The 23,943-nt window shown below is 35.0% G+C and carries 21 protein-coding genes and 1 pseudogene; 13 read left to right on the top strand and 9 right to left on the bottom strand.

The window, feature by feature from the left end; genetic code table 11:
• The first annotated feature begins 2 nt into the window (after window positions 1-2).
• The 8 genes from rpsI (at window position 3) to glnE (ending at window position 9,520) form a co-directional block, all read left to right on the top strand.
• On the top strand, window positions 3-395 hold the full coding sequence (gene rpsI, locus H3S73_RS05965; RefSeq protein ID WP_034915459.1) for a 30S ribosomal protein S9: 393 nt from the start codon (window positions 3-5) through the stop codon (window positions 393-395).
• Between the two features lie 333 nt (window positions 396-728).
• Window positions 729-1,361 (top strand): glutathione S-transferase N-terminal domain-containing protein, encoded by a 633-nt coding sequence (locus H3S73_RS05960; protein ID WP_198226680.1) that lies wholly within the window; start codon window positions 729-731, stop codon window positions 1,359-1,361.
• Window positions 1,362-1,408: 47 nt separating this feature from the next.
• Window positions 1,409-1,819, top strand: a complete 411-nt coding sequence (locus tag H3S73_RS05955; protein ID WP_065737400.1) for a ClpXP protease specificity-enhancing factor — start codon at window positions 1,409-1,411, stop codon at window positions 1,817-1,819.
• Window positions 1,820-2,030: 211 nt separating this feature from the next.
• Window positions 2,031-2,648, top strand: coding sequence for an ABC transporter ATP-binding protein (locus H3S73_RS05950; RefSeq protein ID WP_198236110.1), 618 nt, complete (start codon window positions 2,031-2,033; stop codon window positions 2,646-2,648).
• A 148-nt stretch (window positions 2,649-2,796) separates the two neighbouring features.
• The gene (locus H3S73_RS05945) at window positions 2,797-3,900 is read left to right on the top strand and encodes an ABC transporter ATP-binding protein (protein ID WP_198236109.1); all 1,104 of its coding nucleotides are present in this window, start codon (window positions 2,797-2,799) and stop codon (window positions 3,898-3,900) included.
• Window positions 3,893-5,626, top strand: coding sequence for an ABC transporter ATP-binding protein (locus tag H3S73_RS05940; RefSeq protein ID WP_198236108.1), 1,734 nt, complete (start codon window positions 3,893-3,895; stop codon window positions 5,624-5,626). Before H3S73_RS05945 ends, H3S73_RS05940 begins: the two co-directional genes overlap by 8 nt.
• A 64-nt stretch (window positions 5,627-5,690) precedes the next feature.
• Complete coding sequence (locus H3S73_RS05935; protein ID WP_198236107.1) at window positions 5,691-6,632, top strand: inorganic triphosphatase; 942 nt, start codon at window positions 5,691-5,693, stop codon at window positions 6,630-6,632.
• 44 nt (window positions 6,633-6,676) lie between these two features.
• Window positions 6,677-9,520 carry a bifunctional [glutamate--ammonia ligase]-adenylyl-L-tyrosine phosphorylase/[glutamate--ammonia-ligase] adenylyltransferase gene (glnE, locus tag H3S73_RS05930; RefSeq protein ID WP_370528788.1) on the top strand — a complete coding sequence of 948 codons (2,844 nt, stop codon included), beginning with the start codon at window positions 6,677-6,679 and terminating at the stop codon, window positions 9,518-9,520.
• Window positions 9,521-9,593: 73 nt separating this feature from the next.
• Here the strand turns inward: glnE and ttcA are convergent, their stop codons facing one another.
• Both ttcA and yeiP read right to left on the bottom strand, forming a co-directional pair.
• Window positions 9,594-10,490 carry a tRNA 2-thiocytidine(32) synthetase TtcA gene (gene ttcA / locus H3S73_RS05925; protein ID WP_198236105.1) on the bottom strand — a complete coding sequence of 299 codons (897 nt, stop codon included), beginning with the start codon at window positions 10,488-10,490 and terminating at the stop codon, window positions 9,594-9,596.
• A gap of 14 nt (window positions 10,491-10,504) precedes the next feature.
• The gene (gene yeiP / locus H3S73_RS05920) at window positions 10,505-11,077 is read right to left on the bottom strand and encodes an elongation factor P-like protein YeiP (protein WP_039126116.1); all 573 of its coding nucleotides are present in this window, start codon (window positions 11,075-11,077) and stop codon (window positions 10,505-10,507) included.
• Window positions 11,078-11,205: 128 nt separating this feature from the next.
• Here yeiP and H3S73_RS05915 point away from each other — a divergent pair, with 128 nt between their 5' ends.
• Window positions 11,206-11,472 carry a YkgJ family cysteine cluster protein gene (locus H3S73_RS05915; RefSeq protein ID WP_086351428.1) on the top strand — a complete coding sequence of 89 codons (267 nt, stop codon included), beginning with the start codon at window positions 11,206-11,208 and terminating at the stop codon, window positions 11,470-11,472.
• Between the two features lie 186 nt (window positions 11,473-11,658).
• Window positions 11,659-13,125, top strand: coding sequence for an amino acid permease (locus H3S73_RS05910; protein ID WP_370528789.1), 1,467 nt, complete (start codon window positions 11,659-11,661; stop codon window positions 13,123-13,125).
• A 107-nt stretch (window positions 13,126-13,232) separates the two neighbouring features.
• Here the strand turns inward: H3S73_RS05910 and infA are convergent, their stop codons facing one another.
• The 6 genes and pseudogenes from infA to bamD form a co-directional block, all read right to left on the bottom strand.
• Window positions 13,233-13,451, bottom strand: a complete 219-nt coding sequence (gene infA, locus H3S73_RS05905) for a translation initiation factor IF-1 (protein WP_025315083.1) — start codon at window positions 13,449-13,451, stop codon at window positions 13,233-13,235.
• A 225-nt stretch (window positions 13,452-13,676) separates the two neighbouring features.
• Window positions 13,677-14,333 carry a nicotinate-nucleotide adenylyltransferase gene (gene nadD / locus H3S73_RS05900; protein WP_039126106.1) on the bottom strand — a complete coding sequence of 219 codons (657 nt, stop codon included), beginning with the start codon at window positions 14,331-14,333 and terminating at the stop codon, window positions 13,677-13,679.
• Window positions 14,327-15,331, bottom strand: a complete 1,005-nt coding sequence (gene holA / locus H3S73_RS05895) for a DNA polymerase III subunit delta (protein ID WP_198236103.1) — start codon at window positions 15,329-15,331, stop codon at window positions 14,327-14,329. The genes nadD and holA overlap by 7 nt, the downstream gene beginning before the upstream one ends.
• Before the next feature lie 8 nt (window positions 15,332-15,339).
• Window positions 15,340-15,834 carry an LPS assembly lipoprotein LptE gene (gene lptE, locus H3S73_RS05890; protein ID WP_198226694.1) on the bottom strand — a complete coding sequence of 165 codons (495 nt, stop codon included), beginning with the start codon at window positions 15,832-15,834 and terminating at the stop codon, window positions 15,340-15,342.
• Between the two features lie 34 nt (window positions 15,835-15,868).
• Window positions 15,869-18,451 carry a leucine--tRNA ligase gene (leuS, locus tag H3S73_RS05885; protein ID WP_198236102.1) on the bottom strand — a complete coding sequence of 861 codons (2,583 nt, stop codon included), beginning with the start codon at window positions 18,449-18,451 and terminating at the stop codon, window positions 15,869-15,871.
• Between the two features lie 301 nt (window positions 18,452-18,752).
• Window positions 18,753-19,475, bottom strand: a pseudogene (gene bamD / locus H3S73_RS05880) (outer membrane protein assembly factor BamD); the annotation flags it as partial.
• Between the two features lie 92 nt (window positions 19,476-19,567).
• Here bamD and rluD point away from each other — a divergent pair.
• Together rluD and pgeF are read left to right on the top strand one after the other, a co-directional pair.
• A complete protein-coding gene (gene rluD / locus H3S73_RS05875) occupies window positions 19,568-20,542 on the top strand; it encodes a 23S rRNA pseudouridine(1911/1915/1917) synthase RluD (RefSeq protein WP_198226700.1) in 975 nt (324 codons plus the stop codon).
• An 8-nt stretch (window positions 20,543-20,550) separates the two neighbouring features.
• Window positions 20,551-21,318, top strand: a complete 768-nt coding sequence (gene pgeF, locus H3S73_RS05870) for a peptidoglycan editing factor PgeF (RefSeq protein WP_039126197.1) — start codon at window positions 20,551-20,553, stop codon at window positions 21,316-21,318.
• Window positions 21,319-21,751: 433 nt separating this feature from the next.
• On the opposite strand, the gene proP is transcribed toward pgeF, so the two are convergent.
• Window positions 21,752-23,257 (bottom strand): glycine betaine/L-proline transporter ProP, encoded by a 1,506-nt coding sequence (gene proP / locus H3S73_RS05865; protein WP_198236099.1) that lies wholly within the window; start codon window positions 23,255-23,257, stop codon window positions 21,752-21,754.
• A 496-nt stretch (window positions 23,258-23,753) separates the two neighbouring features.
• Between proP and H3S73_RS05860 the strand changes: the two genes are divergently transcribed.
• A partial coding sequence (locus H3S73_RS05860; protein WP_198248895.1) for a hypothetical protein occupies window positions 23,754-23,943 on the top strand: 190 nt, incomplete at its 3' end.

The raw sequence follows: 23,943 nt of genomic DNA, 5'->3' as shown, positions 1-23,943 counted from the left end.
AGATGGCTGATAATCAATATTACGGCACAGGTCGCCGCAAAAGTTCTGCTGCTCGCGTGTTTATTAAACCAGGTAGTGGAAATATCGTTATTAATAAACGTTCATTAGAGCAATACTTTGGTCGTGATACTGCTCGTATGGTTGTTATGCAACCTTTAGAGTTAGTTGAAATGACTGACAAACTTGATCTATACATCACTGTTAAAGGTGGCGGTATTTCAGGTCAAGCTGGTGCAATTCGTCACGGTATTACTCGTGCATTAATGGAATATGATGAAACATTACGTTCTGCATTACGTCAAGCAGGCTTTGTTACTCGTGATGCTCGTCAAGTTGAACGTAAAAAAGTGGGTCTACGCAAAGCACGTCGTCGTCCACAATTCAGCAAACGTTAATTGCATACGTTACAAAATTGTTTTCAAAACCCAGCCAAAAGCTGGGTTTTTTTATGTCAAATTATTGTTTATCTAAAATAGTCATTAAGATGATTGACTAAGTGTAACTTAGCTTTTTTGTAATATAACATTCAGATTTTTAATTTAATTATTGCTACTCATAAGAACGATTATTTTTACTAAAACGTATAGCTAACCTTAAACTTCTTGTCAAAAAATTTTTCAATACAAGAAAGATAGTAATAAAATGCATTTTTTTAACAAATTTGTTATCCAATTTGTTAGAATAGTGACTTAACTAACTTATTTTAACTTTGCTTATTGGGAGTGAACATGGTTGTTGCTGTTAATAAACGTTCTGTTATGACACTATTTTGTGATACAACAGATATTTACGGCCATCAGATTCGTTTTGTATTGGCAGAAAAAGGTGTGACTGCTGAAATCGAGTTTGTAACCGCAGATGATTTACCTCAAGAATTATTGGATCTTAATCCATACGCTAATATCCCAACTTTAATTGATCGCGATCTTACTTTATACGAGCCTCATATCGCATTAGAATATCTAGATGAACGATTCCCACATCCTCCTTTAATGCCTGTTTATCCTATTCTTCGAGCAAATGCACGTTTAACGATGTATCGTATCAAAAAAGAGTGGTATGCCGCTTACGAAACAATTATTGCCGATCCTAATAGCAATGCAGCTAAAACAGCCCGAAAAAATTTATTGGATGATCTTGTTTCAATCTCAGTTATTTTTAAAGAAAAAGATTATTTTATGAGTGATGATTTCACTTTATGTGATTGTTATTTTGCTCCATTATTATGGCGTTTACCAATGCTTAATATTGAATTACCAAAAGTTGCTGAGAAAAATTATTTAAATTATATGGCACGCATTTTTGAACGTCCTGCTTTTATTCAGTCTCTTACTGACGATGAAAGAAAGATGAGAGCATAATAAATAATTTTATCTGATTTGCACTATTTTTTATACAAGGTATTTTTATGGAACTTGAGCAAATGACTCCACGTCGGCCTTATTTATTTAGGGCTTTTTATGATTGGATTCTGGATAATGATTTAACGCCCTATATTGTGGTGAATACTTCTGTCTATGGAGTATTGGTTCCACAAGAGTTTGTACAGAATAATCAGATAGTGCTAAATATTGCACCACAATCTGTAGGTCAATATGTATCAAATAATGAGCAAATTGAGTTTAATGCCCGTTTTTCTGGTGTGCCACAACATATTGTTGTTCCTATGGCTGCGGTTGAAGCTATCTATGCTCGTGAAAATGGAGTAGGGATGGGATTTGAGGATGAACCTCAATATCGAGCGTTACAAGAAAAACAAAATAATCAATCCGAAACACCTCCTGCAAAAAAGGCCAATCCATTTAGAGTGGTAAAATAATTTTTAATAACAAAATTATTTTCCAGATTTAAATCTCAATGTCTATTAACGCCCGCTTAACTAACGGGCAATAAGTAACATAATAAATCAATGCAATTTGAAATATTAATAGTTATCATTTATCAAATGAAGAGATAAAACTTATTATCATTTTAATTTCTTATAATTGATAATGATTATTATTAACATCAAAATGCGTGCGTGTTATGTCATGAATTCAACTGATATCAATCCAAGTTCTCGCTTGTGGAAATTAGCATTTACTTATAAAACTTTAATGATTTTTTCCTGTTTATTCTCTATTTTTAGTGTCATCACTTCATTTGTACCATTCATTGCCATCTATTTCATTGTTTGTGAAATTATAGTGAGCATCAGTCATCAAACAGAATTAAATAGCGAATTAATTATTAGTTATGGCTGGCTGGCATTTATGGCTGCTGCATTAGCGATTGTTTTTAATTTCCTAGCGTTATGCTTATCACATATTGTTGCATTTAAAACACTTTATAATCTTAAATACAACTTTATTCGTTATTTATCCTGTTTACCTTTAGGCTTTCATACAAACCATTCTAGTGGCGAGCTTAGAAAAATCGTGGATGACGATATCGAAAAAATTGAACAATTTATTGCTCATCAATTGCCCGATATGATTGGATCCTTTGCTTCTCCTGTGGTTATTTTGGTGATTCTAGCCGTTTTCGATTGGCGATTAGGTTTAGCAACGTTAGTACCAATTATCCTTGCCTATATCGTATTAATTAGTGGCTATCGACGTAAGGATATCAAAACCAATCAACAAGAGTTGCAAAAAAAAATTGATTGAAATGAGTCATGCTTCAGTTGAATATATAAGAGGTATTACCGTTATAAAGGCTTTCAATCAGACATTTTTTTCATTTAAACGATTTAATGACGCGATTAAAGCTTATCAATTTTATTGTTTAAAATTTATATATTGTTTTAAATACCACATGGCATTTTTTATATTGTTATTAAATAGTATTTATCTCTTTATTGTTCCAGTTGTTATCTTTTTGATCAGTGATACGGATAATTACGCTAATTTCATTTTGTCAGCCATTTTTTATTTGATTTTTTCTTTAGGATTACCTGCACCATTTTTCAAATTGATATATGTAACTCAAGGATTTCAAAAAACAGTTAAAAGCGTACAAAATATGGATGAGGTATTAAATGTTCCTCCTCTTAGCGAACCCAAAGAGGGGCTGAAAGTTGCAAGCTACGATATTCAATTTGATAATGTGTGTTTTTCTTATCATGATGAACAGGTATCAAATCCAACCGAAAGTAATAACGCGCTTAACCATATTTCATTTACTGCTAAACAAGGTGAAATAACGGCTTTAGTCGGTTTATCAGGCAGTGGCAAAAGTACCATATCCTTACTCATTCCACGATTTTATGACCCAGATGAGGGCCTTATTACAATTGGTCATGTTGATTTAAAACAGATGACTAGTGGTTATCTATTGTCTTTAGTAAGTTTTGTTTTTCAAGATGTGTTTTTATTCAAGCAAAGTGTAATAAACAACATTCGGATCGGTAAACCTGACGCAACAATTAATGAAGTTATTGCGGTTGCTAAATCTGCTCAATGCCATGAATTCATTGAAAAATTACCAAATGGTTATGATTCAATTATTGGATCAGATGGTATACATCTTTCTGGGGGTGAAATGCAACGACTGGCTATCGCTCGAGCACTATTAAAAAATTCTCCAATTTTAATCCTTGATGAAGCCACTTCATTTGCCGATCCTGAAAATGAGAGCAAAATTCAATTAGCAATGAAAGCATTAATGAAAAATAAAACGGTCATTATGATAGCTCACCGTCTCTCAACAATAAGAGATGCTAATAAGATCATCGTATTAGATAAAGGGAATATTGCTGAGTCAGGAACACATGAACAACTATTTTCAAATAAGGGAACCTACTACAAGATGTGGCAATATTATCAGCAAACATTAGATTGGCAAATGCATCATTCTGATATGAGTAAGTCAAATAATGATGAGCAAATAAGTTATCAGCAGGGGTCAGAAAATGTTTAAGCGATTATTGATGTTATCCGATACAGGAAGTGAAAATTTAAGACAAGCTATCATTGCATGTACGATCTCAAATCTTACATTGATGTTACCGTTTATTATTCTATTGCAAGTTATTGTCTCGTTAATTACCCCGTTAACAAGTCATTTAGCTGTAAATAAGAGTTATTTATGGTTAATGATAGGGTTAGGCATATTATCTAGTTTACTTTTTTTATTTTGCTATCAAAGGGAATATAAAAAAACTTATGCAAATGCTTTTGGACAGGCAGCAAATACTCGCATTGAAGTGGCAGAGAAAATAAGAAAACTTCCACTTAGTTTTTTTAATCGTAAAGATTTATCTGAACTAACAACTAATATTATGGGTGATTGTGCAACAATTGAGAACATGTTGAGTCATGTCATTCCCCAACTAATTGGTTATTCATGCAGTAGTGTTATCACTTGTGCTTTATTAGCTTTTTACGATTGGAGAATGGCAAGTGCTATCTTTTGTACTTTACCTATTGCATTTTTGATTATGCTTATCGGCAAAGGTTTTGAAAAAAAATTAGGCGAAAAACAAGTAAAAAGTAAATTAGCTGTCTCAAATGAGGTTCAAGAATATCTTGATGGAATTAAAATCATCAAAGGCTTTGGTATTAGTGGTGAAAAATTTAAAACACTGGATAGAGCGCTTAAAAATATGATGTGGGCATCGATCAAATTTGAAGGTGTAAGTGGAATTTTTGTCGCGTTATCTACTTTGATTTTGCAGGTAGGTTTGGGCATAGTTGTTTTAGTCGGTGTGAAGTTGATCGTTATTGGTAGTTTAGATCCGATAACATTTTTAGCCTTTATTGTTATTGGTTCACGCATATACAGCCCTTTAATTTCTGTATTAACGCTATTACCTGAGCTTTTTTATATGCTGACATCTATTGAACGGATGAAAAGTTTACAAACAGAACCAATAATGGAAGGTCGAGATGATGTTTTGTTGAAAAATTTTAGTGTTACCATAGATCATATTAATTTTTCGTATAAGCAAAAAACTGTTATTAATGATCTGAGTTGTGTTATTCCGTCAAACAAAATGACTGCGTTAGTAGGGCCTTCAGGAAGCGGTAAAAGCACGTTATTACAATTAATTGCTCGTTTTTGGGATGTCAATAAAGGCGTGATTAGTATTGACGGTAATGATATTAAAACCATCGATCCGGAGACGTTGATGCGCAGTGTGTCGTTTGTATTTCAAAATGTTATTTTATTCGATGATACCATTTTAAATAATATTCGTATCGGTCGACATGATGCGAGCGATGAAGAGGTTAAACTTGCAGCCAAAAAAGCTCGATGTGATGAGTTGATTGCTCGTTTACCTCATGGCTGGGATACTTTAGTTGGTGAAAATGGCAGTAAGCTATCGGGTGGCGAAAGACAGCGAATATCAATAGCAAGAGCATTATTAAAGAATGCTCCGATTGTACTGCTGGATGAAGCAACTGCATCGCTTGATCCTGAAAATGAAGTTTATATACAACAAGCCATTTCAGAATTAGTTAAAGATCGAACTGTGATTGTAATTGCCCATCGTTTAAAAACAATTATCACGGCCGATCAAATTATTGTATTAGATAAAGGCCGTATTGTTGAACAGGGTAGCTACCAACAATTAATCGATAACAATGGTTTATTTGCCAGACTTTATTCTCTGCAAAAACAAGAGTTTTCTGTCAGTAATTGATTAAGTGTATTTCTTGGGTAAATCGGTATATGATATAAAAAATTAACTGATTTACCTGAACATAATGAAAGAAATCGAATTAAAATTTGAAATTGCAACTAAAGATATTCATGATTTAAAAAATTTTTTAAATCAATGGGTAAGTTGTGATCAAGCTGAATTTGAATCCTCTTCAAAAATTCAAAACAATATTCACGAATTTAAACTTTTAAATACCTATTATGATACTCAAGATTACTATTTACGTTCTAATGGGTGTGGTTTACGGATTAGGGGAACACAAGACAAGCTCAGTAAACAATTTGAGATTACCGTAAAGCATGGTAACAAAGCCGTTGCAGGTTTACATGAACGATCTGAATATAATGCTAGCTTACCAGACAACCATCTTGATTTAACTTTGCTCCCAAGCGATGCTTTTCCTAAAGATTGTAATATAGAAAATTTACAAAAAATGCTGCGTCCACTATTTACAACACATTTTGATCGGCAAACATGGTTAATTTCATTTGCCAATAGCGAAATAGAAGTCGCTTTAGATCAAGGTGAAATCATTGCTAATGGAGAATCAAAATCGATACAAGAAGTTGAGTTAGAAATAAAACAAGGTAATAAACATGATTTAATCAATTTTGCTATTGAATTAAGTAGATTTAACCTACATCTCTTTTCTCAAAGTAAGGCCTCTCGCGGTTATCGATTATTAAAAAACTCGCCTGTTAATCGCGCTCCTTTTAGCCTGCAAATTAAACATGATTTATCAAGCTTATTAAATTTTTGGCAACAAAACGAAGAGTATGCACTCGAAAATAATGATCTAGCGTTTTATCAACAACTCTTAATTCAAATAAACGAAATACTAGCTAATCACGATATTGCACACGAATCTGAATTTAAACAGTGGCAACAAGCAATCACCAATATTCACTCCGTTTATGATTTTGCTTATAGCCCAATAAATACAGTATTAAAACTACTGCTAGTTGCACGGTTAAATAAAGAGTAATGTTATGATTTTATGATAAATAGGACGAGTCGATAACGTCATCAATGCGAGAGAAGGATATGTCACAATCTGAAATTTTGAATCAACAAAAACAGAAAATAACATCACAGCTATCACAATGTAATTCCGTTTTCGTACAGGAAAATCTTAATATTTTGGTACAAAGTGATTTTATAGTAGATACTTTTTATCGATATCCACAGTGGCTTACAAATATTATTAATCATCCGCCACAAGCTGATGAAAGACGTTATTATCAACAATGGCTTAATGAACACTTAACATCGGTATTGGATGAAACGGCATTAATGAAAGCATTGAGATTATTTAGACGTTATATCTTAGTCAGACTTGAATGGTCACAATTAACTTATACTAGTAGCGATGAACAAATATTAAGTCAATTAAGTGAACTCGCTGAAGTCATTATTGTAACGGCACGTGATTGGTTGTATGAATTAAGTTGTAAAGAGTGGGGGACACCGTGTAGTCATCAAGGTGAACCTCAACCTTTGCTCGTATTGGGTATGGGAAAACTAGGGGGAGGAGAACTGAATTTTTCCTCTGACATTGATTTAATTTTTACTTATCCTGAACATGGGCAAACGCAAGGTGGCAGGCGAGAACTGGATAATGCTGTATTTTTTACCCGTTTAGGACAACGTTTAATAAAAGCGCTTGATAGTATTACCGAAGACGGTTTTGTCTATCGTGTTGATATGCGATTACGTCCACTTGGTGAGGGTGGGCCATTAGTCTTAAGTTTTTCATCTATGGAAGATTATTATCAAGAACAAGGGCGAGATTGGGAACGTTATGCTATGGTAAAAGCCAAAGTGTTAGGCGATCAGCAAAACTCTTTCACCAAAGAACTTTACCAAATGCTTAAGCCTTTTGTCTATCGTCGTTACATTGATTTTAGTGTTTTGCAATCTTTACGTAATATGAAAAGCATGATTGAACGTGAAGTACGCCGACGTGGTTTAAAAAATAATATTAAATTAGGTGCTGGAGGCATTCGTGAAATCGAGTTCATTGTACAGGTTTTTCAACTGATTCGCGGTGGCCGTGTCATTGGGCTACAGACACGTTCTCTGCTTACCGCCTTACAAGTAATTGAACAAGAATCATTGCTTGATACTAATGAAGTGGCTCAATTGCGTAATAACTACTTATTTTTACGTCGCTGCGAAAATTTACTGCAAGCCATTAATGATGAACAAACCCAAACATTACCAGAAGAAGAGCTCGATCAAATTCGTTTAGCTACCAATATGGGATTTACCAATTGGTCTGAGTTTATTGAACAATTAACTGTGCGTATGCAACAAAATCGCTTGATATTCAATGCTCTTATTGGTAATGATGATTCAGAGTCTGTTCCAAACACAAAACAATACAATGATCTGTTTGATGACTTATGGGTTCCTGATTTGCAATTAAGCGATATAAAAACTGTATTGCCAAACTATTCTGATAGTGATGCAGAGCAACTTTATCAGATGCTCATCCAATTTCGTAATGATATTGGCAAACGGACAATAGGTGTGCGTGGGCGTGAAATACTCGATCAACTCATGCCTCGTTTATTAGATGCTATTTGTAATGGACAACAGGCAATTATGGTATTTTCACGCATATTGCCTTTGTTGGTTAATATTGTTAGTCGTACGACCTATTTAGAGCTATTGCTTGAATATCCGAGTGCATTAAAGCAGTTGATCCGTCTATGTAGTGCCTCTCCTATGATTAGTGATCAACTGGCTCATTATCCGATTTTATTAGATGAATTAATTGATATTAATTCACTTTATCAAACGATTGAACCTAATGAGTATAAAAGCCAACTTTATCAATACTTATTACGTATTCACGTTGACGATGAAGAACAGCAATTAGAAGCCTTACGCCAATTTAAGCAGATGCAATTACTGCACATTGCTGCGGCTGATGTGGAACATGTATTAACCACTATGAAAGTAAGTGATCATCTTACTTATGTGGCGGAAGCATTACTTGATTTTGTTGTACAAATGGCTTGGAGTCAGATGGTCGAACGTTATGGTAAACCCACTCACTTAGCTGATAATCATAAAGGATTAGTCGTGGTTGCTTATGGTAAATTGGGGGGCTGGGAGTTGGGTTACGGTTCGGATCTGGATTTAGTTTTTTTGCATGATTGCCCTGCAAATAGTGTTACCAATGGTGACAAACAGATTGATAGTCGTCAATTTTATTTACGCTTAGTGCAACGCATTATCCATTTATTTAATGTGCGCACTAGTTTCGGTATTCTTTATGAAGTAGATGTCAGATTACGTCCACAAGGTGATGCAGGTTTACTTGCGTGTAGTTTAGATTCCTTTGCGGATTATCAAATGAATGAAGCATGGACATGGGAACACCAAGCACTGGTACGAGCTCGAGCGGTGTATGGTGAAAATGATCTCATAAAACGTTTTAACCAAATCCGTCATGATGTGCTTTGCAAACCACGAGATGAAAATCAATTAAAAACCGAAGTTAGGCAAATGCGTGAAAAAATGCGAAATCACTTAGGAACGACCCAAGCTGAACTATTTAACTTGAAAATTGATGAGGGAGGCATTGGTGACATCGAATTTTTATCACAATATTTGGTGCTCAATTATGCTCATTCACACCCTAAAATGACAACTTGGAGTGACAATGTACGAATTTTAGAGCTAGCCACTCATTACCAAATTATGGACAGTGATGAAGCAGAACAATTGACTCAAGCTTATATTGATATGCGTAATCAAATTCATCAACTTGCATTGCAACTATTACCAAGTACGGTCAACAGTTCACAATTTTATCGAGAAAAACAGATTGTTAAACAAAGTTGGCAAAAGTGGTTAATGTAATTGTTTAGGTGAACCATTATCGGTTAATAGTGTTTATTTAGCCGATAATGGATGTCAAAATTTCACTAACAGGTTATTTTGCTTCTTTCCACAAAATCATATCTTGCTCTTCAAGTTCTGATGCATCAAAACCCATTGCAGGAGCAATGTCTTCTCGGTCAAAAGCGATATCACCACCATTAATGGCATCATCCCCTTTTTTGATTCCTTTAAAATCAAAAAGGTTTGTGTCACACAGGTGAGAGAGAGTGATATTTTGGGTAGCACGGAACATGGTTTCAATGCGTCCTGGGAATTTTTTATCCCACTCATTAAGCATCTCTTTAATGACTTGACGTTGTAAGTTAGGCTGTGAGCCACAAAGATTACAAGGAATAATTGGAAATTGCTTAATTTCAGCATATTTGGCAATATCCTTTTCTTTGCAATAAGCAAGTGGACGGATGATAATATGTTCACCAGAATCATTCATCAATTTGGGTGGCATGGCTTTAAGTTTGCCACCATAGAACATATTTAAAAACAGGGTTTCTAAAATATCATCACGATGATGCCCTAATGCTATTTTGGTCGCACCCAGTTCGGTTGCTGTACGGTATAAAATTCCACGTCGTAAGCGAGAGCAAAGCGAACAAGTAGTTTTACCTTCTGGGATCTTTTCTTTCACAATACCATAAGTATTTTCCTGCACAATCTTATACTCGATACCTAATGATGCTAAATATTGAGGTAGAATATGTTCAGGAAACCCTGGTTGCTTTTGATCTAAATTTACCGCCACTAATTCAAAATTGACTGGCGCGCTTATTTTTAAATTAATAAGGATATCAAGCAAGGTATAGCTATCTTTACCACCTGATAAACAAACCATAATACGATCGCCATCTTCGATCATATTAAAATCGGCAATTGCCTCGCCGGTTAGGCGACGCAATCGTTTATGTAGTTTATTTTGATTATATGTATTCATCACAATTTTATAGATTACTCAGCACGGCTCATGTAACGACGTTCAGCGATATGAATTTTAATTTTTTCATTGTTATCAATATATTCAGGCACTTGAATAACAAGACCTGTTGATAATGTTGCGGGTTTAGTGCGAGCACTTGCTGAAGCACCTTTGATACTTGGTGAAGTTTCGATAATTTCTAAATCTACCGTTTGCGGTAATTCTAAAGCAATCACGTCACCATCAGCCATCAATACCTGAATGCCACTCATACCGCCTTCTGGAATGAACAGTAACTCTTCTTCAATTTGTTCTTTTTTGAAGATAAATGGTGTGTAGTCTTCATTGTCCATAAACACATATTCATCACCATCGATATAAGAAAAACTAACTGGACGACGAGAAAGCTCAATGGTTTCGATAATATCGTCACCTTTGAAGCGTTCTTCCACTTTACCACCATTTTTTACATCGGTAAAACGCATTTTATACAGTGTACTGGCACCACGAGCACTCGGGCTTTGAACATCGATATCTTTTACAAGAAGAAGTTTTCCATTGTACGTGACCGCATCGCCACGTTTTATTTCATTTGCTTTAGCCATAATATTTATTCTTCACAATTAATGATAATAAAGGTTAGATAAGGTAAAAATTAGCTCGCTATTTTACCGCTAACTTGCTATTGTCACCATCAAAATTTATCGCAGAACTTTAAAATAAAGGAAATACTATGGCAGATTCATATGAATGTCGAAAAAATTGTGGCGCTTGCTGCATTGCTCCCTCAATTTCATCTGCAATTCCCGGTATGCCTAATGGCAAACCTGCGGGCATTGCATGCATTCATTTGGATAATAATTATCAGTGTGGTCTTTTTCAAAAATCATCAAGACCGATAGTTTGTGGTCGATTAAAACCCTGTTTTGAAATGTGTGGCAATAATCGAGAACAAGCTATACATTATTTAACTCAATTAGAACAGTTGACTAGCAATTGAGTATTGCATAAATTTAATAAACCAGATCGATTATTAGAATTATTTATCTCGCAAAGTTGTTTTTTTGATAAACTTCACCGCACTTCAATATCTAGTAATAAATATCAGTAATTATAGAATTAATTTTCGCTATCTTCAGATTAGGAAATATCTTAATTGATAGCTGTTTTTTCTATTAAATTTAATATCAATAAACAGAAGAACATTGTTATGAAAAATAAATTAAAACGAGATTTAAAAGCTCGTCATTTAACGATGATTGCTATCGGCGGTTCAATCGGAACAGGGCTATTTGTTGCATCGGGTGCAACCGTTGCCCAAGCAGGTCCAGGTGGTGCGCTACTGTCATATGCCATTATTGGGGTGATGGTATACTTTTTAATGACCAGTCTTGGCGAACTTGCCGCCTATTTACCTGTTTCAGGAACATTCGCAACTTATGGTGCACGTTATGTTGATGAAGCTTTTGGTTTCGCAATCGGTTGGAACTACTGGTATAACTGGGCCATTACCGTTGCGGTTGATTTAGTTGCCGCACAGCTCGTTATCTCATATTGGATTGATGCAGGGGCTTACAGTTGGTTATGGAGCTTACTATTTTTAAGCATTATATTTTGTTTAAATTATATTTCTGTTAAAGGTTTTGGTGAAGCTGAGTTTTGGTTTTCATTAATTAAAGTTGTCACTGTTATTGTCTTTATCGTAGTTGGTTTGTTGATGATAATTGGCATTTTACGAGGTGCAGAAAGTGCAGGTTGGCAAAACTGGCAAGTAGGTGATGCACCTTTTGTTGGTGGATTTTCTTCAATGATTGGTGTCGCAATGGTGGTTGGGTTTTCATTCCAAGGTACCGAATTAATCGGTATTGCTGCGGGTGAATCAAAGGATCCTGAAAAAAATATACCAAGAGCTATGCGACAAGTATTTTGGCGTATATTACTATTTTATATCTTTGCGATTTTAGTTATTAGTTTAATTATTCCTTATACCGATCCTAATTTGCTACGCAATGATGAAACGGATATAAGTGTTAGTCCGTTTACGTTAGTATTTCAACATGCAGGACTACTGTCTGCGGCAGCACTAATGAATGCCGTTATTTTAACTTCGGTTTTATCAGCTGGTAACTCGGGTCTTTATGCATCAACACGTATGCTTTATGCACTTGCTCGAGAAGGCAAAGCGCCGAAAATCTTTGCTAAATTATCCTCATCAGGTGTACCACGAGCAGCATTGTTAGCAACAACATTTGTCGCGATGCTCTGTTTTTTAACTTCAATGTATAAAGATCAGGCCGTTTATTTGTGGTTACTTAATATGTCAGGTATGACAGGATTTATTGCTTGGCTTGGCATTGCAATTAGCCATTATCGCTTTAGAAAGGGTTACACCATTCAAGGTAACGATGTCAGTAAATTACCTTATCGTTCAAGTTGTTTCCCATTTGGTCCTATTTTTGCATTTGTATTATGCTTAATTATTACGTTAGGACAAAATTATGAAGCGTTTTTACAAGATACTATAGATTGGAATGGTGTGATTGCAACTTACATTGGTATCCCATTATTCTTTGTAATTTATTTTACCTACAAAATAGTTAAAAAGACTAAATGGGTAAAATACGATGAGATGGATTTTTCTAAAGCTGATTAACATCCCAGATTTTTCAAAACTTCCTAATTTCCGTCGACATTTGTCGACGGCCTTTTTATTAAGAAAGAGATAAATAATCTGTTGTGTTATTTATTTTGATAACGATATTAGCGACTACGGAATATGATACGTGCTTTGGATAGATCATAAGGCGTCATTTCAACAGTCACTTTATCACCTGTTAAAATACGAATGTAATTTTTTCGCATCTTACCAGAAATATGTGCAGTAACAACATGACCATTTTCAAGTTCAACACGAAACATCGTGTTTGGGAGTGTATCAAGTATTGTACCTTGCATTTCAATGTTATCTTCTTTTGCCATTGGGGCCTCTTAAATAATAAATACAAATTAAATATACTTAAAATGCTAGTCTTATTTCACACTGTTAACGTGTGCATGAAAAAGCTCTAAACTTTTTCGTAACCATATAGGTTGTTTATAATAGGATTTAGCAAATTAACGTATAAACATAAAAAAACTGAATTTAGAATATATAAACTTAGCGGCAAAATAATGCCGAAAAAACTGTCAGATGTAAAGTCCTTTCTACTTTTTCTTTGCGTTATAAAGTGCATTTTGATGAATATAATGCCAAACTTTGGCTGGTAACAAATTTTCATAGTTTTGTTTATTGTTGATATTTTGTCTGATTTCTGTCGCCGAAATATTTTCAAGTGGCGTATGAGCAAAAAAAATGTATCCACATGGATTATCGTGTAAATCTTTAATATTTTTTGTTTGATGTGTGGTTATCCAATTTTGTAACTCGATATTATCGGTTTTTTCTGCATAACCAGGTCTACGACAGATTAACAAATGGCAGTAATCAAGCAGTGTTTGCCATTTATGCCAAGTAGGCAAGCTTAATAATGAATCTTGCCCCATAATAAAGGCTAGTCCTTTTTGATAACCATTTTCCTGACGCCACTTTTCCAACGTTTCGATTGTATAGGAAGGTCTCATCAATTTTTCAGATGATATTTCTCGAGTATCAATCGAAAATAGAGGTAAATCTTCTACTGCCAAATTTAACATAGCCAAACGTTGTTCTGTTGTTGCTTCTGGCTGTGGTTTATGTGGAGGGATTTGGTTAGGCAACAAGCTAATTTGTGTTAAGCCAATTTCTTTGGCTAAGGCGATAGCAGGATGTATATGTCCATAATGTACGGGATCAAATGTACCGCCAAACAACGCTGTTAACATCTATTTAACCCCATAAATTGCATGGTCAAAGCAGATAAAGCATCCCAAATTTGTAATTGATTATCATGTTTAAAACTTATTTCAATCTCGGTTAGTCGTTTAAGTATATTAAATAGATCTTTAATATCAAAGCGATTCAAATAAGAGGTATACATGGGTCTTTTATTTTGCCAAATTTTATATTCGTCAAAAATTTGTTTAAAAGATTTGTTTGATAATCCTTTTTTCAAATTGATAAGTAAGATAAGTTCTCGTTGTATAACACGCAATAGAATTAGTGGCTCAAACTCATTCATCTTTAGTTGTTGCATTATGTGTGTTGCGCGCTTAGTTTTGTGCGAAACCATTGCATCAATCCAATGATAAGGCGTAAATATAGCTGAATCATTAATATTACTTTCGACTTGATCATATGTGATAGTCTGATTTGGAAAAAGTAATTTTAATTGTTCAACAATTTGGGTTAAAGCAAGTAAATTACCCTCATAATAATAACAAAGCAATTCAATTGCCAGTGGTTCAATTTGCATCTGTTTTTGTTGCAAATGATTAGAAAGCCATTTAGGTAATTGCACTTCATCGGGAGTATTACAACTCACCACAACTAATTTATCAGATAATGTTTTATACCATTGTGCATTTTCATTCGTTTTAGTGATTTTATTTAAACTGATGATTAAGACAATCTCAGCAGTTAACATTTCACTTAACGTATTGAGTTTTGTGGTTACATTGGCATTTATCGAGTTTTCACCAAAATCCAAAAAAATGAGTGTATTATCAGAGAATAAATTCATTTCTTGGCAACTATCGAAGATAGTTGACCAATCGGTTTGATTATCTATATTAAACGGGAGCTGCTCATTAAAACCTAATTGTTTAAATGAAGTTTTTAATTGAGTTTTCGCATAATGTTGTAAATAAGGATCATTCCCTATTATCAGGTAATAAGGCGATCCTAATTTAGTGGTGATTTGATCGGCACTGATTTTAATCATATCAATTTTTAATTTACGACATCAACAGATTTTAATTTACGAATAATTTGTTTTGCTGCTTCCATATACATTTCATCTTCAATTAAATCTTGTTCAGTCGTTTTGGCAAGCGCGGCTGAAGGATTATCGAAAAATGTCCGGAAAACACGGACATTGATAGGATAGATTTTTTCATTTTTGATAATGACTTGTGTCTCAACAGTTAAAACTAATTGATATTCAGCTGCTTTACCATCTTTATAAATTGATATTGTGCTACGATCCATTGAATCTCTCACAACCTTTAATACAGGATAACTTTGTGAAACCTCATTGTTGGTTAACGTAACATGATTGTCGTGTAATAATTCTTTAATGTCTCGTGAAAGACGTCCATAAGGATCATAACTCATATAAGACATCGTTTTAAATCGCGTTGGTACTTCTGTCTCATGTTGTAAATGAAATCCGCATCCAGACAAGGATATCGTTAATAACATGAGAGAAGCTAAATATTTTTTCATATCTACTACCGCCTATATTTAGTTATAAACAATATTAACCAACAACAAGATTTAATAATTTACCAGGTACATAAATCACTTTTCGAATTGCAACATCGACTAAATATTTTTGAATATTTGGTTCTTGTTTAGCTTGAGCTATGACCGAATCTTGATCAACATTTGCTGGCACGGTAAATTTGCCACGTACTTTACCATTGATTTGTACCACAATAAGTTTTTCATCTTCAACCATTGCTGATTCATCAGCAACTGGCCATAAGCTATCATCAATCGATTCACTATGACCTAATGCCTGCCACATCACAAAACAAGCATGAGGCATCATAGGATAAAGTAAACGAACAATGGCATTTAACGCTTCGTCCATTAATGCTCGGTCTTGTTCAGATTCTTGCGGCGCTTTTTGTAAGCGATTCATTAATTCCATTACAGCCGCAATTGCTGTATTAAATGTTTGACGACGACCAATATCATCAGTTACTTTTGCAATCGTTTTATGTAATTCACGACGTAATGATTTTTGATCGTTGTCTAAAGCTGAAACATCAAGCTCCACTGTTTGACCTTTTTGTGCGTGCTCATACACTAAACGCCATACACGTTTAATAAAGCGATTGGCTCCTTCAACGCCAGATTCTTGCCATTCCAGTGTCATATCAGCCGGTGAGGCAAACATCATAAATAAGCGTACTGTATCTGCACCGTATTTTTCGACCATCTCTTGTGGGTCAATGCCATTATTTTTGGATTTTGACATCTTTGTCATACCAGCATGCACCAGTTCATTGCCTTTACTATCAACCGCTTTGGCAATGCGACCTTTTTCATCACGTTCAATGGTCACCTCAGTTGGTGAAACCCAAATACGTTCGTTAGTTGGGCTGGTGTAATAAAATGCATCAGCTAATACCATGCCTTGACAAAGCAAGCGTTTGGCTGGTTCGTCAGAGGTAACTAAACCAAAATCACGCATTAATTTATGGAAGAATCTGAAATAGAGAAGATGCATAATTGCATGCTCAATACCGCCCACATATTGGTCAACTGGCAACCAATAGTTAGCCGCATTTTCATCTAACATGCCTTTGTCATAATGAGGGCAAGTATAACGTGCGTAATACCAAGAAGATTCCATAAATGTATCGAAAGTGTCGGTTTCGCGTAATGCAGGTTGGCCATTAACCGTAGTTTTAGCCCAGTTAGGATCTGCTTTGATTGGGCTTGTGATACCATTCATTTCGACATCTTCGGGTAAGATCACCGGTAACTGATCTTCTGGTGTTGGAATTGTGGTACCATCTTCAAGCGTAACCATTGGAATTGGTGCCCCCCAATAACGCTGGCGTGAAACGCCCCAATCACGTAAGCGATAATTGACTTTACGAGTACCAATACCAAGCGCAGTTAACTTATCAGCAATTGCATTGAATGCTTGTTCAAAATCAAGTCCATCGAATTCGCCCGAATTAAATAATTTGCCATGTTCGGTATAAGCTTGCTCGGAAAGATCGGGTGCATTACCGTCTTGGTTTAAGATAACCGGTTTAATTGGTAAGTTATATTTAGAGGCAAATTCATAATCACGCTCATCGTGACCAGGTACTGCCATAACAGCACCCGTACCATATTCAATTAGCACAAAATTAGCTATCCAAACAGGCACTTTATCGCCAGTCAATGGATGAATGGCATAATAGCCTGTTGGCACGCCTTTCTTTTCCATCGTCGCCATATCAGCTTCAGCCGTTTTAGTGTTTTTGCATTCGGCAATAAATTCGGCAATTTTAGGATCGTTTTGTGCGGCTAATTGGGCAAGAGGGTGTTCGGCTGCAACCGATACAAAACTTACACCCATTAAAGTATCAGGACGAGTTGTATAAACACGTAATTTATCAGCATAGTTTTCAACAGAAAAATCAAACTCAACCCCTTCTGAACGTCCAATCCAGTTACGTTGCATAGTTTTAACTTGTTCAGGCCAGCTTTCTAATGTATCTAAATCATTGAGTAACTCTTCTGCGTATTCCGTAATTTTAATAAACCATTGTGGGATCTCTTTACGTTCAACTGGGGTACTACAACGCCAGCAGCAACCTTCCACTACTTGTTCGTTGGCAAGTACAGTCTGGTCATTTGGACACCAGTTAACGGCAGAAGTTTTTTTATAGACTAAACCTTTTTCATAAAGCTTAGTAAAAAACCATTGTTCCCATTTGTAATATTCAGGACGGCAAGTAGTCACTTCGCGATCCCAATCATAACCAAAACCTAATAATTGTAACTGCTTTTTCATATAAGCAATATTTTCATAGGTCCATTTTGCTGGAGCCGTATTGTTTTTAACCGCAGCACCTTCAGCTGGTAAACCAAATGCATCCCAGCCAATAGGTTGCAACACATTTTTGCCATTTAAACGTTGATAACGAGAAATGGTATCGCCGATTGTGTAGTTACGAACATGACCAAGATGTAAACGCCCAGAAGGGTAAGGTAGCATCGATAAACAGTAATATTTTTCTTTTGATGGATCTTCTGTAACGTGGAAAGTTTTATTTTCTAGCCAATGTTTTTGTACTGTGGCTTCTATTTCATCGGGGCGATATTGTTCTTGCATGACGAATTAATGTCCTATCTATTATTGCTAATAAAAATATTTTGCTAATTGTATTGGTTATTGTAGTGTTTTACAAACGTTATATGCATGGTTAGCCTGAATTGTTAAGCAAAAAGAAAGGGAGGGGGGATTAAAAATATTAACTTATTGAAATAAACAATCCAAAGATAATCGTTAATTCTGGCTATGGCGAAAATAATAAGCGGAGTTGAACTCCGCTCGTTAAGTTTTAACCACCATTAAATATGCTGGTAAATCGCGATAAAAATGATTTTTCCTCTTCTTTAGGAATATTTTCGAGATTCGCTTGAATTAACTCATCAACTTTTTGGGTTTCGTTATCTAAACCTAATTCATTGTAAGCATTACGCATCAACAAAAGTGCTGTTTTTGTTGAATCTGTGTCAGGAAATAACGATATCATTCGGCTTACCCGATTAATCACTGCAATATAAGCTCCACGTTTGGTATAATATTCTGCAATTTTTAATTGGTATCGAGCTAATCTGTTTTTTAGGTAGATCAAACGTTTCTGTGCATCAGCTGCATAAGGACTGTCAGGAAAGCTTGAAACCAGATAGGTAAAGTCTCTGAATGCGGCCATGGCAAAATCAGGATCTCTATCGGAACGATCGACGTTAAACCAATCTTGAATGGTATTATCATCTTGTGCCATGTTAGTAATACCACGCATATAGATAATCCAATCTATATTAGGATGCGTTGGATTCAATTTTAAAAAACGGTCAATTGACGCAATAGTCAATGGATAATCACCTGATTTGTAGTAAGCATAAATCAAATCAAACTGTACTTGTTGTGAATAAGGACCAAATGGATAATTCTTATCGATTGTCTCTAATATGGTAATACTGGATTTTATGTTGCCACTTTCGAGTTCACTTCGAGCTTTGTTATGAAGATCTAATTCTGATACATTTTCAACATCTGGTTTGGAAGAAGTACAGCCAATTAGCATGCCAGCTAAAGTGATTGCTAATAAAGTGTGTAAACGTAGTTTCATTCGTTTTTCAGTCCAAATTTAATTAAACATTAAAGGCAATGATTGGTATATAATACTCTAAAACCTAACAGCTTAAAATAGATAAATTACACATGCACGAGTTAAAATTATCGACCGAAATTGAACAAACCCAGCTAGGAATGCGCTTAGATCAAGCATTATCAGAACTTTTCCCTGATTACTCAAGATCTAGAATTAAAGATTGGATCGTTAATAATAAAGTTACTGTTAACAATATTATTGTCAATAAACCGAAAGAACGTGTTCTTGGCGGTGAAAAAATAAGTATATGCGCTGAAATTGAGGAAGAAACTTATCATCAGCCAGAAGATATTAAACTTAATATTGTCTATGAAGATGATGATATTTTAGTGATTAATAAACCGCGCGATTTAGTTGTACATCCGGGCGCGGGTAATCCTAATGGCACGGTATTAAATGCTTTATTGCACTATTATCCAGAAATATCGCGTGTACCACGTGCGGGTATTGTGCATCGATTAGACAAAGATACTACAGGTTTAATGGTTGTGGCTAAAACAATCGTCGCCCAAACCCATTTAGTTGAATCATTACAATTGCGTGAAATCACCCGTGAATACGAAGCTGTCGCAATGGGAATTATTACCGCGGGGGGCACTATTGATCAACCTATCACACGTCATCCGACTAAACGAACGCATATGGCGGTATTCCCGACAGGTAAACCTGCAGTTACCCATTATCGCGTAATGGAAAAATATCGGTTACATACTCGATTACGCTTACGTTTAGAAACAGGACGAACTCACCAAATCCGTGTGCATATGTCGCATATAGCGCATCCATTGGTTGGTGATCCATTATATGGAGGACGTCCAAGACCGCCAAAAGGTGCTAGTGAATCATTTATTCAAACCTTACGAGATTTTGACAGACAAGCACTGCATGCTACTATGTTACGTCTATTCCATCCTGTTACGGGCGAACAGATGGAGTGGCATGCGCCGATTCCTGATGATATGCAAAAATTAATTCAAGCATTACAGGAAGATACCGAACTTCATAAAGATGAACTGGATTGGTAACAAATATGATTAAATCGATTTACCCTTATTGGACTGCACCTAAAAATATTCATGCGTTTACTACCACCAGAACGGGAGGGGTTAGTTCAACGCCATTTGCCAGTTTAAATTTGGGTAATCGAACTGATGATAATTTAGATCATGTTGCCGAAAACCGTAAGCGTATTATTAACGCACAGCAGATACCCAGTGAACCTTATTGGCTCAATCAAACGCATAGCACTATCGCGCTCGATATTTCACAAATTGCTTTACAAGCACCAACAGGAAAGATAAATACTCACCAATCATTTGAAGCCGATGCTTCTTATACTAATCAACCCAAGCAAGTTAGTGTTGTGCTAACAGCAGATTGTCTGCCTGTGTTATTTTGTTCAATGAAAGGCGATGAAGTCGCCGCCGCCCATGCGGGTTGGCGAGGGTTATGTCATGGTATTTTAGAAGAAACAGTTAAAAAATTTGTCTGTCCAACCAGTGAAATCTTAGCTTGGATGGGTCCCGCCATCAGTGCAAAAAAATTTGAGGTAGGTGTTGAAGTTAAACATCAGTTTGAAAAAGTCGATTCTAACGCTAAATTGGCTTTTACTTTAATTAACCCATCCGAGCAAAAATATCTGGCTGACTTGTATTTAATTGCCAAACAACGTTTGCAAGCTATGGGGGTTGTTCATGTGTTTGGTGGGGACTACTGTACTTATACCGAACAAGATAAATTCTTCTCATATCGTCGTGAAAATAAGACTGGTCGAATGGCATCAATGATTTGGTTTGATTAAACCGCAACGTATTAAGTTGGAATAAAAATAGCTGTATATTATTTATTCTTTTATCATTTAATTTTGAATTAAATAAATATAAATACTTACCTATTTAATACTGTGTATTCTGTTTTTGTTAGGTCTTGAGTGTTTAATTATGTGAATTTTGATTTATTTTCGAGTATAGATAGTTTATCGAAGCTCCATAACGTTTATTCATCAAATTTAATACAATTGGAACGATTTGATTTATAAAGACAAAGTTTATGTAATAACATAATTCTTGTTTCTAATATGAATTATGGCTAAAAATAAAATGAAACGGTATAGACTCCTGAATATTTTTTACAGATTGTTTGTTTTAGCTTATTAAGGCTTTTGTAATAAAAGCCTTAATTATGAGAAATATCTATATAATAAGAAACGAATTAAAACAAAATTAAGCAAAAACTCAATCTAATTTCGGATGTTGATCAACTAAATCTTGACGTTGTTCTTGTAGATTTTCTATCTGTTCGTCGATATCTTCCACTTTTTGCTCGATGGAATCAAAGTGATCCGATAAGATCTCTTTTGCTTCTGAACGATCTGATGCAGCAGGTGTTGCACCTCTTAATGGTTGATTGGCGGTTTCTCTCATTTTTATACCAGTAAGTAATCCTACTAATGCAACAATCATCAAGTAGTAAGCTGGCATGTATAGGTTATTAGTTTCCTCTACTAACCAAGCGGCAACGGTTGGTGTTGCACCAGCAATTAACACTGAAATATTAAACGAGATAGCCAATGCACTGTAACGGATGTGGGTTGGAAAAATAGCCGGTAATATTGATGCCATTACTCCTGTAAAACAGTTTAGCAAAACTGCTAATATCAATAATCCTAGAAAAATAAGACCAATAATATCACTATTAATCATTACAAAGGCAGGATAGGAAAGAATAAATAATCCTAAACTTCCTCCTATTATAAAGGGTCTACGTCCTATTTTATCACTAATCAACCCTATCATAGGTTGCACAAATAACATGCCAATCATGATAGCAATAATAATTAATACACCATGATCAGTATGATAATTTAAATTGTGTGATAAGTAACTCGGCATATAGGTCAGTAGCATGTAATAAGTGACATTAGTGACAATGACCAATCCAACACAAACAAATAAACTTTTCCAATACTTGGTTATAATTTCTTTGAAAGTCATTTTAGGTGGATTTGCGATATTGGCTTGTTCATTTTTATCCATTGAATCAGTTTGTTGCATAAATGCAGGGGTCTCTTCTAATGCATGACGTAAATAAAGTCCAACTAGTCCTAATGGTAAAGCAAATAAGAATGGAATTCGCCATCCCCACTGTTGGAATTTAGCATCACCAAGGATAGTTGATAATAGCACGACTAAGCCCGCACCTACTAGAAAACCCGCTATGGAGCCAAAGTCTAACCAACTGCCCATGAAACCTCGTTTACGGTCTGGCGAGTATTCGGCCACAAAAATTGCTGCGCCGGAATATTCACCGCCAATTGAAAAGCCTTGCGCTAATTTAGCCAATAATAATAGTACAGGGGCGGTAATGCCAATTGATGCATAGGAAGGAATCATACCAATACAAAATGTACTTAATGACATGATAATTATGGTAACAGAAAGTACTTTTTGCCGACCAAATTTATCGCCTAATATACCAAACACTAATCCACCTAATAGTCGAACTAAAAAAGGCACCGAGAAAGTTGCCAATGCAGCAACTACTTGTACATTGGGTGAAGCATTAGGGAAGAATACTTGCCCTAATACATAAGCTAAAAAGCCATATACGCCAAAATCAAACCATTCCATTGCGTTACCAAGTGCTGCTGCAATAATGGCTTTTTTTAATTTGCTATCATCAATAATTGTTATGTCATTTATATTTAATGGGTGATTTTTCGGTTTTATCGTTTTCTTCATAGAATACCGCCTGTTTTCATGTCATAAATGAAAATAAATAATGCAACAAGGTAAATCGGTTACTTAGTAATGCAAGATGAATACAATTCAAATGACACATTTACAATGTGTTATTCAGTTAATTTTATTGATGAAAATTTAAGCAAAGATAAAAGAGGACAATAAAAAAGCAAAAAATGATGTTTTGTTCATGCATTCTAATATAACTGAATATCGACAAAATCATTCTTTTCATGAAAATTAGGTATTAATTATAGCAAAATACCCCATTTATGTAAAATGAGGCAAATAAAAAGTCTAATTTTTATTGAATAATCAATCAGTTTTTACTCATAAGTGTTAGGGTTACAATTTGTAACAGTATGATTGATAGCTATTTTGTGATTGATATTTGATCTAAAATAAGTTATTTTATGCACTGCTTATAATAATTATAATTTTTATTTTATATTAATAATAAATGGTTAAATAAAGCACTGTAGAATTTGCAGTGCACATGAAATATATTGAGGATAGCATGGATAAAGGATTAAGCAATTTGATGGATCAATTGGGCAATGGTTTAAGTCGTGGTTTAAAGAATGGTTTGGTTAATGAAGTCGGTCACAATCGCTATACGTTAAATATTGATGGTTTGTCTGCTGAGATTTCAATTTTACAGGTTGAAGGCAATGAGCAACTTAACC

The sequence above is a fragment of the Gilliamella sp. B14384G12 genome, assembly GCF_016101825.1.
Taxonomy (GTDB): domain Bacteria; phylum Pseudomonadota; class Gammaproteobacteria; order Enterobacterales; family Orbaceae; genus Gilliamella; species Gilliamella apicola_N.
This window is presented reverse-complemented; position numbering and strand designations above follow the sequence as displayed.

Bases quoted from the DNA above. Each gene is read 5' to 3' on its own strand.
- rpsI (WP_034915459.1), top strand. From the start codon at position 3: ATGGCTGATAATCAATATTACGGCACAGGTCGCCGCAAAAGTTCTGCT.
- H3S73_RS05960 (WP_198226680.1), top strand. From the start codon at position 729: ATGGTTGTTGCTGTTAATAAACGTTCTGTTATGACACTATTTTGTGAT.
- H3S73_RS05955 (WP_065737400.1), top strand. From the start codon at position 1,409: ATGGAACTTGAGCAAATGACTCCACGTCGGCCTTATTTATTTAGGGCT.
- H3S73_RS05950 (WP_198236110.1), top strand. From the start codon at position 2,031: ATGAATTCAACTGATATCAATCCAAGTTCTCGCTTGTGGAAATTAGCA.
- H3S73_RS05945 (WP_198236109.1), top strand. From the start codon at position 2,797: ATGGCATTTTTTATATTGTTATTAAATAGTATTTATCTCTTTATTGTT.
- H3S73_RS05940 (WP_198236108.1), top strand. From the start codon at position 3,893: ATGTTTAAGCGATTATTGATGTTATCCGATACAGGAAGTGAAAATTTA.
- H3S73_RS05935 (WP_198236107.1), top strand. From the start codon at position 5,691: ATGAAAGAAATCGAATTAAAATTTGAAATTGCAACTAAAGATATTCAT.
- glnE (WP_370528788.1), top strand. From the start codon at position 6,677: ATGCGAGAGAAGGATATGTCACAATCTGAAATTTTGAATCAACAAAAA.
- ttcA (WP_198236105.1), bottom strand. From the start codon at position 10,490: ATGAATACATATAATCAAAATAAACTACATAAACGATTGCGTCGCCTA.
- yeiP (WP_039126116.1), bottom strand. From the start codon at position 11,077: ATGGCTAAAGCAAATGAAATAAAACGTGGCGATGCGGTCACGTACAAT.
- H3S73_RS05915 (WP_086351428.1), top strand. From the start codon at position 11,206: ATGGCAGATTCATATGAATGTCGAAAAAATTGTGGCGCTTGCTGCATT.
- infA (WP_025315083.1), bottom strand. From the start codon at position 13,451: ATGGCAAAAGAAGATAACATTGAAATGCAAGGTACAATACTTGATACA.
- nadD (WP_039126106.1), bottom strand. From the start codon at position 14,333: ATGTTAACAGCGTTGTTTGGCGGTACATTTGATCCCGTACATTATGGA.
- holA (WP_198236103.1), bottom strand. From the start codon at position 15,331: ATGATTAAAATCAGTGCCGATCAAATCACCACTAAATTAGGATCGCCT.
- lptE (WP_198226694.1), bottom strand. From the start codon at position 15,834: ATGAAAAAATATTTAGCTTCTCTCATGTTATTAACGATATCCTTGTCT.
- leuS (WP_198236102.1), bottom strand. From the start codon at position 18,451: ATGCAAGAACAATATCGCCCCGATGAAATAGAAGCCACAGTACAAAAA.
- rluD (WP_198226700.1), top strand. From the start codon at position 19,568: ATGCACGAGTTAAAATTATCGACCGAAATTGAACAAACCCAGCTAGGA.
- proP (WP_198236099.1), bottom strand. From the start codon at position 23,257: ATGAAGAAAACGATAAAACCGAAAAATCACCCATTAAATATAAATGAC.